The sequence below is a fragment of the Arthrobacter sp. ok362 genome (genome assembly GCF_900102785.1).
In the GTDB taxonomy this organism is placed as follows: domain Bacteria; phylum Actinomycetota; class Actinomycetes; order Actinomycetales; family Micrococcaceae; genus Arthrobacter.
In genome coordinates this window covers 100,957-115,595 of the sequence record NZ_FNGC01000016.1, presented here as the reverse complement: position 1 = coordinate 115,595, position 14,639 = coordinate 100,957, and the positions used below count along the sequence as shown (strand labels likewise).

Here is a 14,639-nt window from a genome sequence, read left to right as displayed (position 1 = left end):
GGACCCCTTGGCGGCGCAGTTTTGCGGCGACGCTCAGCGGTCCGTGGTCATAGCCGAGGTTCTTGAGGGATTCCCGGGTCGCGAGAGCCAACTCCGCCAGCGAGGTATCGACCTTAGCCGGGCTGGTCGCTGGCCTGGTCGAGGCCGTTTCCATGGCTTTGATCGGCCCGTCGGCGGCAGCCGCGGCCCGGACCTTGTAAAACCAGGCCCGGGACACCCTGTGACGCCGGCAGAACTGTGTGACCGCACCCCTCTCAGCGTCGTCAGGCCATGTCGCCACCAAGTGCCGGATCTTGATATCGGGCTGCATTTTGCTCATGATCCGAGCAAAACCGGTCCGAGTGTCCACGATGTCCTGAGACACACTGTCCACGATGTCTTGAGACAGAAACGTCCATTAAGTCATGAGACTCAACAGCCGTTCCCAGCTCTGGGAACGGCCATAACTGATAGCGCAACTATTGGGAGCGGAGCTGCTCTAGCCGTCGAAGCCGTCGTCCCCGGCCGGCGGGGTGCCGTGGCGGTGCTGGTCCGAGGTCACCGGGTGCTGGTCCTCGAGCGGGGATTCGCGTGCCAGCAGGGCGCGGAGGTCGTCCTCGGCGGCGATCGTGGTGACAAAGAACAGTTCGTCGCCGCCGTCGATCACGTCGTCGCGGCTCGGCGTGATCGGTGCCTGGTCCCGCAGGATTGCCACGAGGGTGGAGTCCTCGGGCCACTGGACATCGCCCACAGTCAGGCCGATCACGTGGGAGTCGTGCGGGACTGTGAACTCCACGAGCGAGGACACCCCGGTCTGGAGCGTCAGCAGCCGGACGAGGTCACCGATCTCCACCGCTTCCTCCACCAAGGCGGTCATGAGCTGCGGGGTGTTGACCGCGACGTCGACGCCCCAGGAGTCGTCGAACATCCAGTCGTTCTTGGGGTTGTTGACCCGGCCGACGGTGCGCCCGACGCCGAATTCCGTCTTGGCCAGCAGCGAGACCACGAGGTTGACTTTGTCGTCACCGGTGGCGGAGACCACGACGTCGGCGTCCTCGAGTTTGGCGTCCTGCAGGGTGCTCAGCTCGCAGGCATCACCGACCAGCCAGTGCGCGCCGCGCAGGCCGCTGCGGCCGATGACCTCCGGCTTCTCGTCGATCAGCAGGATTTCGTGCTTGTGGGCCAACAGCTCGCGGGCGATCGAGGAACCGACGCTTCCGGCACCGACGATGACGACTTTCACTCAGGACTCCTTGGCGGGGGATTTGGCGAGAATATGGCCGATCTCGGAGCTCCGGTCCACATTCAGCATGGCGTGGACGGTGTCGCCGTCCTGGTAGGAGGTGCCGGCAGCGGGCAGCATGCCCTCGCCGAACCGGGTCAGATACGCGATCCGGATGCCGGCTGCCTTCTCGATCGATGAGATCGGGTGCCCGATCCAGTCGGGGTTAAGGTCAACCTCGGCGAGGACCAGCCGGCCCGAGGGCTCCCGGAAGTCGCCGGCGATGTGCTGTTCGGGCAGGATGCGGCGCAGCACCTGGTCCGCGCTCCAGCGGACTGCGGCGACCGTGGGAATGCCGAGGCGCTGGTAGATTTCGGCGCGGCCCGGATCGTAGATCCTGGCCACCACATGGGGAACGTGGAAGGTCTCCCGCGCCACCCGGGTGGCGAGGATGTTGGAGTTGTCGCCGCTGGAAACGGCGGCGAAGGCATAGGCTTCCTCGACGCCGGCCCGCTTCATCGTCTCGCGGTCAAACCCGACCCCCGTGACCTTCCGTCCGGAAAACCCGGTGCGGAGCCGCCGGAAGGCGCGGTCATCCTGGTCGATGATGGCCACCGAATGGCCGGCGTCCTCGAGCGTGTGTGCCAGGGTTGACCCGACACGGCCACAACCCATGATCACGAAGTGCGCCACATGGGCCTCCTCTTGGTTCTGCGTCTGATACTGCGTAAAACTCTACCGGCCACGCGGCGCCGGGAGGCCACGGCCACGGGGCGCCGGGCGCCGACCTTGCGGACGCCAACTTCGCCGTCATGACATCGCGTCCGAATCAGACTAGTTTTGTGTGGTGCTGACAATTTTCAATGCCGTGAAGCGGGTGCTGGTAGGCAAGCCCTTCCGGAACGACCGTCTGGCCCACACGCTCTTGCCGAAGCGGATCGCGCTGCCCATTTTCGCCTCGGACGCCCTGTCTTCGGTGGCCTATGCGCCGGATGAAATCCTCCTGACCCTGGCCCTGGCCGGCGTGAGCGCGGTGGCCATCGCGCCGTGGGTGGGCCTCGCCGTCATGGTGGTGCTCCTGACCGTTGTGGCCTCCTACCGCCAGAACGTCCACGCCTACCCCTCCGGCGGCGGCGACTACGAGATCGCGAACGTCAACCTCGGCAAGTTTGCAGGCCTCACCGTAGCCTCGGCACTGCTGGTTGACTACGTGCTGACCGTGGCCGTGTCCATGTCGTCGGCCGCGACGTACCTGACCACCGCAGTGCCCTCGCTGCACGGGCGGCAGGCCGCGATTGCCACGATCGGCGTCGTGGTGCTGGCCCTCGTGAACCTGCGCGGCATCAGGGAGGCCGGCAGCGTGTTCGCCGTCCCGACTTACATCTTCATGGCCTCCATCCTCGGCATGACCGCCGTCGGGGTCTTCCAAGCCGTAACCGGCCAACTGGGACAGGCGCCCTCGGCGGCCTTCGAGATCGTGCCGCAACCGGAATTCGATCAGGGCCTCGTCGGACTGGCCGGCGCGTTCCTGCTGCTGCGCGCCTTCTCCTCCGGCGCCGCGGCCCTGACCGGTGTCGAGGCCATCAGCAACGGTGTGCCCAACTTCCAGAAGCCCAAGAGTAAGAACGCGGCCACCACGCTGTTGCTGCTCGGCGTGATTGCCTCCGCCATGCTCGCCGGCATCATCTACCTGGCCAACGCCACCAAGGTGCACATCGTGCAGGACCCGGCGACGGAGTTCCTCCTGAACGGCAAGCCGCTGGAAGAGGGATACATCCAGAACCCGGCCATCAGCCAGATCGCGCAGACCGTCTTCGGCGCGGGCTCCATCCCGTTCTACATCGTGGTGGCCGCCACCGGCGTCATCCTGGTGTTCGCCTCCAACACGGCGTTCAACGGCTTCCCGGTGCTCGGCTCAATCCTGGCGCAGGACGGCTACCTGCCGCGCCAGCTGCGCACCCGTGGCGACCGGCTGGCCTTCAGCAACGGCGTCCTTGCCCTGGCGGCCGGCGCCCTCGTCCTGATCATCGCCTTCAACGCCGATGTCACAAAGCTCATCCAGCTCTACATCGTGGGCGTCTTCATCTCCTTCACGATGAGCCAGCTGGGCATGATCCGGCACTGGGGCCGGGAACTGAAACTGTCCAAGGAATCTGCCGTGCGGCTGCGCATCATCAAGTCCCGGACCATCAACACCGTGGGCTTCTGCATGACCGCCCTGGTTCTGGTGATCGTCCTGATCACCAAGTTCTCGCAGGGCGCCTGGATCGCGCTGCTGGCCATGTTCGTCCTGTTCCTGATCATGTGGAGCATCCGGGCGCACTATGACAACGTGGCCAAGGAACTCGCCGTCGACGAGGACTCCTCGCCGCGCGCGCTGCCCACCCGGGTGCACGCCGTGCTGCTCGTCTCCCACGTGCGCAAACCGGTCCTGCGCGCCCTGGCCTACGCCCGGGCCTCCCGGCCGTCGCGGCTGGACGCCATTACCGTGGATATCAGCTCGGAGGAGACCGAGGCGACTGTCGCGGACTGGGAAAAACTCGAAATTCCAGTACCACTGACCGTGCTTGCCAGTCCGTTCCGCGAAACCGTGACACCGATCATGGATTACATCAAGAACATGCGCCGGGATTCACCGCGCGACCTGATCGTGGTCTACATCCCGGAGTACGTCGTGGGCAAATGGTGGGAGCAGCTGGTCCACAACCAGACCGCGCTGCGCATCAAGACGCGGCTGCACTTCGAGCCCGGCGTCATGGTGGCCAGTGTGCCGTGGCAGCTGAAATCATCCGAAGAAGCCCAGAAACTGCAGGATATCCAATGACCCCCGACACCCGGACGCACACCCACACCGATCTCGTCGTCGACGTCGGACCCGTCGCCCACGGCGGGCACTGCGTGGCCCGGCACGAGGGACGCGTCGTGTTCGTACGGCACGGCATTCCCGGCGAGAAGGTCCGGGTCAGGCTCACCGACGACGGTCCCGCCGCCAAATTCTGGCGCGCCGATGTGGTGGAGGTCCTGGAGCCCTCACCGGACCGCGTGCCCCACTTCTGGGACATCGCCGATTCCGCGCGCTCCTGGTCGCACCGGCATCCACCCGTCGGCGGAGCCGAACTCGGCCACATTTCGCTGGCCCGCCAGCGCAGCCTCAAGGCCGACGTCCTGGCCGAACAGCTCAAGCGGCTGGCCGGCGTCGAACTTACGCCCGCAGGGCAGATCACAGTCGAAGCCGTCGGCATGCCGGCAGTCGACGGCGCGTCTGCCGACGCAACTGACGGCGCTGTTGGCGCTGGCGTGCCCGGCCTGGGCTGGCGGACGCGCGCCGGTTTTGCCGTGACGCCGGCCGGCAAGCTCGGCATGCACGCCCACCGCTCCGATGCCATCCTGCCCGTGCGCGAAATGCCGCTGGCCGTGGCGGGCATCAACGCGCTCCGGCTCTGGGACATCGACCTGCAGGGCATCGACCGCGTCGAGGTCGCCGCCCCGGCGAACGGCTCCCGGCCGCTGGTACTGCTGGTGCCCGCCCCGGGAACCCGGTCCAAGCGGCTCAGCGGCATCCTGGCCCAGCTGCCGGACGACGTCTCGGTGGCCAGCCTGGACCCGGCCACCGGCGAGGTGCTGCAGTTGCGCGGCCGTACCTATGTCCAGGAGTCTGCGGCGGGCCACGACTACCGGGTTACCGGCGACGGCTTCTGGCAGATCCACCGGGATGGCCCGGACACGCTCGTCGGGGCCGTGACCGGCTTCCTGCACGACGGCGGCTTCATTGAACCGGGCTCGGTGGTAGCGGATTTGTACGCCGGCGCCGGGCTGTTCACCGCACCGCTGGCCGATGCCGTGGGCGTGACCGGATCCGTGCTCTCGGTCGAGGGGGCGCCCGGAACCAGCCGTGACGCACGCAAGAACCTGCACGACGCCGCCCAGGTGGAGATCGTCCAAGGCCGCGTGGAACGGGTGTTGCGGCAGAAACCGCGCAACTTCGACGCCCTGATCCTGGACCCGCCGCGGGCCGGCGCGGGCAAAGCGGTAGTCAAGCAGCTGATCGACGCCGGTCCCCGGGCCGTCGCCTATGTCTCCTGCGATCCGGCGTCGTTCGCCCGCGACCTCGGCTACTTCCGGCAGGGCGGCTGGGGGATGGCAGGGCTGCGTGCCTTCGACCTGTACCCGCACACCCATCACATGGAGACTGTGGCGTTACTGACTCCCCAACCGTGATGCCACTAGGATGGGCGTAGTAGTCCGTCGTCGCGCTCCATCACCATCGCCGTTAAATACGCGGCGGTTGATGAAGCGGCCGTTCCCTGCGTTTCTTACCTGCATTGCGTACCACGATGTACTGATGCCTGTATTAGTTAGGCCGACCTAACTAGCAAGGGTCCTGCGGCGCGACAAAGATGAAACTGTTGCGAGAGGAGTCCTGCGAATGAGCATTGTGGACAGCTTCGGTTCAAAAGGCAAACTTGATGTTGCCGGAACCGAATACGAAATTTTCCGGTTGAACTCCGTCGAAGGTGCAGAAAACCTTCCGTTCAGCCTCAAGGTATTGCTTGAAAACCTGTTGAGGACCGAGGACGGTGCCAACATCACGGCCGACCACGTCCGTGCGCTGGCAGGCTGGGATCCCAGCGCCGAGCCCGACACCGAGATCCAGTTCACGCCGGCGCGCGTGATCATGCAGGACTTCACCGGTGTGCCCTGCGTCGTTGACCTCGCCACCATGCGTGAGGCCGTCAAGGAGCTCGGCGGAGACCCGAAGCGGGTCAACCCGCTGGCGCCGGCGGAAATGGTCATTGACCACTCGGTCCAGATTGATGCCTTCGGCAACTCCGGCGCACTGGAGCGCAACATGGAGATCGAATACCAGCGCAATGGTGAGCGTTACCAGTTCCTGCGCTGGGGCCAGACGGCATTCGATGACTTCAAGGTCGTCCCGCCGGGCACCGGCATCGTGCACCAGGTCAACATTGAGTACCTGGCCCGCACCGTCATGACCCGCGAGGTTGACGGCGTGGTCCGGGCTTACCCGGACACCTGCGTCGGCACCGACTCGCACACCACCATGGTCAACGGCCTGGGCGTACTGGGCTGGGGCGTTGGCGGCATCGAGGCCGAGGCTGCCATGCTGGGCCAGCCTGTCTCCATGCTGATCCCGCGCGTCGTGGGCTTCAAGCTCACCGGCTCCATCCCCGCCGGCGCCACGGCCACCGACGTCGTCCTGACCATCACCGAGCAGCTGCGCAAGCACGGTGTGGTCGGCAAGTTTGTCGAGTTCTACGGTGAAGGCGTCGCGGCTGTGCCGCTGGCCAACCGTGCAACGATCGGCAACATGAGCCCGGAGTTCGGCTCCACTGCCGCCATGTTCCCGATCGACGACGTCACCCTCGACTACCTGCGCCTCACCGGCCGGTCCGACGAGAACGTCGCCCTCGTGGAGTCCTACGCGAAGGAACAGGGCCTCTGGCACGATCCCTCCCGCGAGATCAAGTTCTCTGAGTACCTCGAGCTGGACCTGTCCACGGTTGTTCCGTCGATCTCCGGCCCGAAGCGCCCGCAGGACCGCATCATCCTCACCGAGTCCAAGGCCCAGTTCCGCGAGGACCTGCGCAACTACGTGAAGGAAGACCTGGCCGACGGAAGCCTGGACGAAGCGATCGACGAAAGCTTCCCGGCTTCGGACTCGCCCTCGTTCACCGCCTCAGCCTCGCACCTGAGTGATGTGGCCCCGCACGCACATGGCCCGAAGTCCAACGGCCGCCCGTCCAACACGGTCAGCGTCAAGACCGCGGACGGACGCGAGTTCGAGCTGGACCACGGCGCAGTCTCGATCGCCTCGATCACCTCCTGCACCAACACGTCCAACCCCTCCGTGATGCTGGCCGCCGCCCTGCTGGCCCGCAACGCCGTCGACAAGGGCCTGACGTCCAAGCCGTGGGTCAAGACCTCGGTGGCTCCCGGCTCCAAGGTAGTCACCGACTACTACAACAAGTCGGGCCTGACCCCGTACCTGGAGAAGCTCGGCTTCTACATCGTGGGCTACGGCTGCGCCACCTGCATCGGCAACTCCGGTCCGCTCGACGCCGAGATCTCCGAGGCCATCCAGGCCAACGATCTCTCCGTCACCGCCGTGCTGTCGGGTAACCGCAACTTCGAAGGCCGGATCAACCCGGACGTGAAGATGAACTACCTGGCCTCCCCGCCGCTGGTCATCGCCTACGCCCTGGCCGGCTCCATGGACTTCGACTTCGACAACGACGCCCTGGGCCAGGACGAGGCCGGCAACGACGTCTTCCTGAAGGACATCTGGCCGAACCCGGTCGAGGTCCAGCAGGTCATCGATTCCTCGATTGACAAGGAAATGTTCGCCCGCGGCTACGAAGGCGTCTTTGAGGGCGACGATCGCTGGAAGGCGCTCGACACCCCGGCCGGCGACACCTTCGCCTGGGACGAGAAGTCCACGTACGTCCGTAAGCCCCCGTACTTCGAGGGCATGAAGGCCCAGCCGGAGCCGGTCCAGGACATCACCGGTGCGCGCGTGCTGCTCAAGCTCGGCGATTCCGTCACCACGGACCACATCTCCCCGGCCGGTTCCTTCAAGTCGGACACCCCCGCCGGCCAGTACCTGCTGGCCAACGGTGTGGAGCGCAAGGACTTCAACTCCTACGGCTCACGCCGTGGCAACCACGAGGTCATGATCCGCGGCACGTTCGCGAACATCCGCATCAAGAACCAGCTCCTGGACGGCGTGGAGGGCGGCTTCACCCGCGACTTCAGCCAGGCTGACGGCCCGCAGGCCTACGTCTACGACGCCGCGCAGAACTACCAGGCCGCCGGCACCCCGCTGGTGGTCCTGGCGGGCAAGGAGTACGGCTCCGGTTCGTCCCGTGACTGGGCAGCCAAGGGCACGGCGCTCCTGGGCGTCAAGGCTGTCGTGGCCGAGAGCTACGAGCGTATCCACCGCTCCAACCTGATCGGCATGGGTGTCCTGCCGCTGCAGTACCCGGCCGGCCAGAACGCTGCCAGCCTGGGCCTGACCGGCACGGAAACCTACGCAGTTGAGGGCGTCACCGCCCTGAACGAAGGCACCACGCCGAAGACCCTCAAGGTCACAGCCACGGCCGAAGACGGCACCGTCACGTCCTTCGACGCCGTGCTGCGCATCGATACCCCGGGCGAGGCGGACTACTACCGCAACGGCGGTATCCTGCAGTACGTCCTGCGCCAGATCTCCGCGCACTAGGCGGAGCCGCTGGCAAGGTCCGGCAACGCATGCAACGGCCCCGGCCGGTCACTGACCGGACGGGGCCTTTGCATTCTCGCGTCTGGACAGGTTCCGGGACGGGGGCGGGGGACCGGTGCTGGGCTCCGGCGCGGCGGCCCGCCCGGAGGCGTTAGAGTTAAAAGGCATGTCTACCACCCGAAGGAGGGGCCGTTGGGAATCTTGGACGCCATCCGGAATCCGCAGGACCTGAGTAAGTTGTCCGGGGCGCAGCTGGATCAGCTGGCAGCCGAGGTCAGGGATTTCCTGATCGGCAACGTCTCCCAGACGGGAGGGCACCTGGGCCCTAACCTCGGCGTCGTCGAGCTCACCATCGCGGTGCACCGGATCTTCGATTCCCCCCGCGACAGCATTGTCTTCGACACAGGGCACCAGTCCTACGTGCACAAGCTCCTCACCGGACGGCAGGATTTCAGCACGCTCCGCCAGCAGGGCGGCCTGTCCGGCTACCCCGACCGCGGCGAATCCGAGCACGACATCGTCGAAAGCTCGCACGCGTCCTCGTCGCTGTCCTGGGCGGACGGCATCTCACGCGCCCGGCAGCTGACCGGCGACGGCGACCGCTTCGTCGTCGCCGTGGTGGGCGACGGCGCCCTGACCGGCGGCATGGCCTGGGAGGCCATCAACAACATCGCGGCGGACAAAAAACGCCGCGTCGTGATTGTGGTCAACGACAACGGCCGCTCCTACGCCGCGACAGTGGGCGGGTTCGCCGACTACCTCGCCTCCCTGCGTCCCACGATCGATTCCCTCCGCGCCGCCCCCTCGTACGAAGGCACGCTCGAGTGGTGGAAGCGCAAACTGCAGAACGGCGGCCCCGCGGGCCAGTTCACGTACAAGAGCCTCCATGCCATGAAGAAGGGCGTCAAGGACTGGTGGGCCCCGCAGGGCATGTTCGAGGACCTCGGCATGAAGTACATCGGTCCCGTCGACGGCCATGACCTCCAGGCCATGGAAAACGCACTGTCCACGGCCAGGAACTACGCCGGCCCCGTGATCGTGCACGCCATGACGGAAAAGGGTCACGGCTACGCCCCGGCACGCGCCCATGAAGCGGACCAGTTCCACGCCGTGGGGATCATCGATCCGGAGACCGGCGCACCCACCGAGGCCGGCGGCGCCAAATCCTGGACCGCCGTGTTCGCCGACGAGATCGCCGACATCGCCGACGAGCGCTCGGACATCGTCGGCATCACCGGGGCCATGCTGATTCCGGTCGGGCTGCACAAGTTCGCCGCCCGGCACCCGGAACGCGTGTTCGACGTCGGCATCGCCGAGCAGCACGCCCTCACCTCGGCTGCCGGCATGGCGTTCGGGGGACTGCACCCGGTGGTCGCGGTCTACGCGACATTCCTGAACCGTGCCTTCGACCAGTTGCTGATGGATGTGGCCCTGCACAAAGCCGGCGTCACGATCGTGCTGGACCGGGCCGGCGTCACCGGACCAGACGGCGCGAGCCACCACGGTATGTGGGACATGGCCATGGTCCAGATCGTCCCGGGGCTGCACCTCGCGGCACCGCGCGACGCCTCCCGGCTGCGGGAAGAACTGCGCGAGGCCGTGGCCATCGAAGACGCCCCCAGCGTGATCCGCTATTCCAAGGGCAGCGTCGGTGCCGAAGTCGAGGCGCTCGAACGCCTGGACGACGGCGTGGACGTGCTGGCGCGCCGACCCGCTGGCTCCAGCGAGAACGACGTCCTGATCGTCAGCGTGGGCGCCATGTCTGAACTCGCGCTGGACGTCTCCAACCGGCTCGGTGCCCAGGGCATCAGTTCCACGGTGGTGGATCCCCGCTGGGTCCTCCCGGTCCGGCGGTCCATCATCGATCTCGCCGCGCGCCACCGCCTGGTCATCTGCATCGAGGACGGTGTGCGGGCCGGCGGCGTCGGCTCCCGGATCCGCCAGGAAATGCGGGCCGCCGGCGTGGACACCGCCCTCAACGAGGTCGGCCTCCCGGTGGAGTTCCTCGACCACGGCACCCGCAACCAGGTGCTCGAACGCGTCGGGCTGACCGCACAGCAGATCACGCACGACGTCGTCGCCCAGGTCCTGGGCACCAAGGTGCCGTTTGCGCGCCCCTTGCCCGGCCAGGAACACCCCAGCACCGGCAGCCTGCCGCTGCTGTAGCCAGCACATCTGTTGAGCACTACCCGTCCTGCGCCGCCCCATTGGACGCCGGACGGCCCAGGAAGGAACTGGCATATGAGTGGAATTATCAGGGTTTACAAGCGCGACGAAGAGGGCACCCTGCAGTTTAGGGAAGCCTGGTTTGATGAGGACTACAGCCAGTTCGTGATGAACCACGGCGTCGTCGGACACCAGAGCACGACGGACGAGACCGACGTCGCAGACGCCGAAGCCGCGGAACGCCTCATGGACGCCTTCGCGGTGCAGTGCGCCGAGGACGGGTACGCCGAAATCCCCGAGGAGGAACAGTTCTGGGTGGTGGCCCAGTACGCCCTGAAGACCAAAGACGGGACCAGCCGGGACCGGTACCTTGAGGAAAAAGCCAAGGACGCCCTGATCAGCCACCTTGCCTGGCGTGGCCTGGGGATTGTGGACCGCAGCGAGTTTTCCGACTCCAGGCTCAATATCTTCTGCCTCACCCCGGACGTCAACAAGACGGTCAGCGCCATCAAAGTCTGCATCCGCGGCGAGGACCTGGACTTTACCAAGCTGAGCATTGGCGCCGCGCCGTTTGGCGAGGAGACTTTTAAGCTCAAGCATTCGCCGAAACCGGCCCACAGCTTCACGCTCTAGGCAACACCGGTAAGGAGCCGGGCACGGCTCACATCAGTTTGGGGGCAACCGACTGGAAGGCAACGCAGTGACGCGAAAATCCGCTCGACCAGGCAGCACTCCACTCCCCGCAGGACTGGCGGCGCCCGCGCGCAAGTCGCTTGCACACGCGGGGGTCGAAACCCTCGAACACCTCGTGCAGCTTGGCCGGCGCCGGCTTGCCGGGATGCCGGGCGTCTGCCCGCGCACCCTCGCGCAGCTCCAGGACGCCATGGACGAGCACGGGCTCGAGCTGCCGGCAGGTTAGCTGTAGTGCCGCGGTGGCAGGCTTGGACGGGACGCCCGCCAGGGCGATATAGGCTAAATCCATGACTGAATACCGCCGCGTAGGAAATTCCGGACTGTCCGTCTCGGTTGTGGGACTTGGGTGCAACAACCTGGGCCGCTCCGGGACCGTAACTGAATCGCAGGAAGGCACCGACGCCGTCGTCCACGCGGCCCTCGACGCCGGGATCACGTTCTTTGACGTCGCGGACACCTACGGCCGGGAACCGGGCCTCAGCGAGACGATGCTCGGCAGGGCCCTTGGCGCCCGCCGGGACGACGCGGTCATCGGCACGAAGTTCGGCATGGACATGCGCGGCGCCAACGGTGAGGACTTCGGCGCGCGCGGATCCCGCCGCTACATCATCAAGGCGGCGGAAGCCTCGCTGCGCCGGCTCGGCACCGACTGGATCGACCTCTACCAGTTCCACACCCCGGACCCGCTCACGCCCATCGATGAGACGCTGTCGGCCCTCGACGACCTCGTCACCAGCGGCAAGGTCCGCTACATCGGCCACTCCAACCGGGCCGGCTGGCAGATCGCCGAGGCCGAGTACGTGGCCCGCGCCCGCGGTGGGGCCCGCTTCATCTCCAGCCAGAACCACTACAACCTGCTGGACCGACGTGCCGAGCTCGAGGTGACTCCCGCGGCCGAGGCCTACGGCCTGGGCGTCCTGCCGTACTTCCCGCTCGCCAACGGACTCCTCACCGGCAAATACTCGGCCGGCCAGGCCCCTGAAGGATCCCGACTCAGCCACACCCGCACCAACCTGGTCCACGACGCCGATTGGGAACAGTTGGGTGCCTTCGCTAAGTTCGCCGCCGCACGCGGGCTCAACGAAGTCCAGGTGGCGTTTTCCTGGCTTGCCGCCCAGCCGTCCGTCAGCAGCGTCATCGCCGGCGCCACCACGCCGGAGCAGGTGCGGCAGAACGCCGCCGCCGTCGCCTGGATCCCCAGCCATGCCGACCTCGCCGAGCTGGATGACCTCTTCCCGCGTATGCCCAAGGTGGCACTGTTCTAAACGATCCGGCCGTAGACGATCCGGCCCTGAACGAGGGCACCCCCGAGGCGGGCGCTGCACTCAGCCAGTCGATCCTGATGGACGTCGACACCGGGATCGACGACGCCCTGGCCCTGGTCTACCTGCTGTCCCGGCCCGAGGTCCACCTTCAGGCCATCACGTGCACCGCCGGGAACGTCGGGGCCCGGCAGGTGGCGCTGAACAGCCTGGCCCTGGTGGAGCTGTGCGGCCGCGAGGACATCGAGGTGGCCATTGGTGCCGAGGTCCCGTTGGAGATCCCGCTGGTCACCACCGAGGAGACCCACGGGCCGCAGGGGATCGGCTACGCCGAGCTGCCGCCGCCCCACCGGCAGATCTCGGCGCGGCACGCCGTCGACGTCTGGGTGGAGGAGGTACGGGCGCACCCGGGGGAGATCACCGGGCTGATCACCGGACCGCTGACCAATTTCGCCCTCGCCCTGCGCCGCGAGCCGGAGCTGCCCCGGCTGCTCAAGGGACTCGTCATCATGGGCGGCAGCTTCTACTACCAGGGCAACACGACCCCGACGGCCGAATGGAACACCTCGGTGGACCCGCATGCCGCCAAGGAAGTGTTTGCCGCCTACCGGGGGATGCCCGAGGACAAACTGCCGATCCTGTGCGCCCTGGAAATGACCGAGCGGATCGAGATGCGCCCGGAGCACCTGCGCCGCCTCGGCGAGGCCGCGGGCGCGCCGGAGCCTGAACTCGTCCTCCCGGAGCAGCCCGAAGGCCAGCGCAGCGTGTCCGGCAGCCCCCTCGTCGCCTGCCTGTCCGACGCCCTGCGCTTCTATATGGAATTTCACCGGCTCTACGACCAGGGCTATGTGGCGCACGTGCACGATGCCTTCGCGGCCTGCGCTGCCGCGGGACGCACTCCGTTCGCCACCCGGCTGGCCACGGTCGACGTCGAAACGGACTCCCCGCTGCTGATCGGTACCACGGTGGCCGACTTCCGCGGGCTGTGGGGGCTGCCGCCGAACGCGAGAATTGTCTCCGACAACAACCCCGGGCAGTGTTTCGACGAACTGATTTCCTCGGTCGGCGCCCTCGCCCGCGCGGTGGGCCCCCGGTCCTCGACGCCCTGACGCCGGACTTCTTTGCTGAGTCAACGGAGGGAGTTCCCGCGCGGGTCCGCAGATCGCTAGAATGGTCGCCGATCGCTAGGATGGTAGCTGCGCCGAGGTGACATGAGGCGGAACTTGTTGCACCCAGCCAAAGGAACACCCCATGTCACAGCCAGCCCTCACCGTCACTGCCCCTGGACAGGCGGCCGCCCGCAGGCGCCGCCTGCTCGAAATCGCGGGCGCCGCCGCCATTGCCGCCACGTACATCTTCCTGGTGCTGACCCAGCCCGCGGACATTGCCAACGGCCCGGCCAGTTTCTCGGCCCTCGTAGCCCTCGGCGGTTTCCTGCTCGGCGCGGTACTGCTGATTGTGGCAGTCCTGCCCGTTCTCCCCACTTCCACCGTGGTCCTCATCCCCGTGGCGCTGGTCCTGAACGTGGTCCTCGGACAGCTGATGGGCAGCACGGGCCTGCCGTTCTACATCGACGCGATTGGCACCGTCCTGATCGCCGTTCTCGCCGGGCCGGCCGCCGGCGCCGCCACGGGCGCGCTCAGCAGCATCGTCTGGTCCTTCTTCAACCCGACCGTCCTGCCCTTCGCCGCCGGTGCTGCCCTCATCGGCTTCCTCGCCGGCATGGCCGCCCGCGGCGGCCTGTTCCGCCGCTTCTACTTCGCCCCCGTCGCAGGATTCTTCACCGGCATCCTGGCCGGCGTCGTCTCCGCCCCGATCGCCGCGTTCGTCTTTGGCGGCACCTCAGGCCTGGGCACCGGGGCGATCGTCGGCGCCTTCCGGGCCATGGGGGACACCCTCCTTGCCGCCATCACCAAGCAGGCACTGATTTCCGATCCCATGGACAAGGCGATCGTCTTCACGATCGCAGCGCTGCTCGCCTACGCCCTGCCCCGCCGCACTACCTTCCAGTTCCCCTTCGTGCGGCGCTACCGGGTGCTCGCCGGCAAGGCCCCGGCAGCGCCGGACGCCTGACCCC

11 protein-coding genes and 1 pseudogene are annotated in these 14,639 nt (G+C 67.0%); 8 read left to right on the top strand and 4 right to left on the bottom strand.

Annotated elements, in window-relative coordinates; translation table 11 throughout:
- The 3 genes and pseudogenes from BLQ10_RS18875 to BLQ10_RS18865 form a co-directional block, all read right to left on the bottom strand.
- A pseudogene (locus tag BLQ10_RS18875) lies at positions 1-319 on the bottom strand (IS481 family transposase); the annotation flags it as partial.
- 159 nt (positions 320-478) lie between these two features.
- Entirely contained in the window at positions 479-1,222 is a 744-nt protein-coding gene (locus BLQ10_RS18870; protein ID WP_091564545.1) for a potassium channel family protein, read from the bottom strand.
- Positions 1,223-1,894, bottom strand: coding sequence for a potassium channel family protein (locus tag BLQ10_RS18865; RefSeq protein ID WP_091564544.1), 672 nt, complete (start codon positions 1,892-1,894; stop codon positions 1,223-1,225). It lies immediately after the preceding gene.
- Between the two features lie 154 nt (positions 1,895-2,048).
- Between BLQ10_RS18865 and BLQ10_RS18860 the strand changes: the two genes are divergently transcribed.
- From BLQ10_RS18860 to BLQ10_RS18840, 5 genes are all read left to right on the top strand, one after another.
- Entirely contained in the window at positions 2,049-4,025 is a 1,977-nt protein-coding gene (locus tag BLQ10_RS18860; protein WP_175558693.1) for an APC family permease, read from the top strand.
- On the top strand, positions 4,022-5,419 hold the full coding sequence (locus BLQ10_RS18855) for a class I SAM-dependent RNA methyltransferase (protein ID WP_091564542.1): 1,398 nt from the start codon (positions 4,022-4,024) through the stop codon (positions 5,417-5,419). The genes BLQ10_RS18860 and BLQ10_RS18855 overlap by 4 nt, the downstream gene beginning before the upstream one ends.
- Before the next feature lie 208 nt (positions 5,420-5,627).
- Complete coding sequence (locus BLQ10_RS18850) at positions 5,628-8,441, top strand: aconitate hydratase (RefSeq protein ID WP_091564541.1); 2,814 nt, start codon at positions 5,628-5,630, stop codon at positions 8,439-8,441.
- 192 nt (positions 8,442-8,633) lie between these two features.
- On the top strand, positions 8,634-10,607 hold the full coding sequence (gene dxs / locus BLQ10_RS18845) for a 1-deoxy-D-xylulose-5-phosphate synthase (RefSeq protein ID WP_091564540.1): 1,974 nt from the start codon (positions 8,634-8,636) through the stop codon (positions 10,605-10,607).
- Between the two features lie 75 nt (positions 10,608-10,682).
- Positions 10,683-11,240 (top strand): hypothetical protein, encoded by a 558-nt coding sequence (locus tag BLQ10_RS18840; protein ID WP_091564539.1) that lies wholly within the window; start codon positions 10,683-10,685, stop codon positions 11,238-11,240.
- Positions 11,241-11,268: 28 nt separating this feature from the next.
- On the opposite strand, the gene BLQ10_RS22485 is transcribed toward BLQ10_RS18840, so the two are convergent.
- Complete coding sequence (locus tag BLQ10_RS22485; RefSeq protein WP_175558692.1) at positions 11,269-11,589, bottom strand: hypothetical protein; 321 nt, start codon at positions 11,587-11,589, stop codon at positions 11,269-11,271.
- Between BLQ10_RS22485 and BLQ10_RS18830 the strand changes: the two genes are divergently transcribed.
- From BLQ10_RS18830 to BLQ10_RS18820, 3 genes are all read left to right on the top strand, one after another.
- Positions 11,588-12,565, top strand: coding sequence for an aldo/keto reductase (locus BLQ10_RS18830; protein WP_091564537.1), 978 nt, complete (start codon positions 11,588-11,590; stop codon positions 12,563-12,565). The genes BLQ10_RS22485 and BLQ10_RS18830 overlap by 2 nt on opposite strands.
- A 77-nt stretch (positions 12,566-12,642) precedes the next feature.
- Complete coding sequence (locus BLQ10_RS18825) at positions 12,643-13,671, top strand: nucleoside hydrolase (protein WP_091564536.1); 1,029 nt, start codon at positions 12,643-12,645, stop codon at positions 13,669-13,671.
- Positions 13,672-13,813: 142 nt separating this feature from the next.
- Entirely contained in the window at positions 13,814-14,635 is an 822-nt protein-coding gene (locus BLQ10_RS18820) for a glycosyl transferase family 9 (RefSeq protein WP_091564535.1), read from the top strand.
- Positions 14,636-14,639 lie beyond the last annotated feature (4 nt).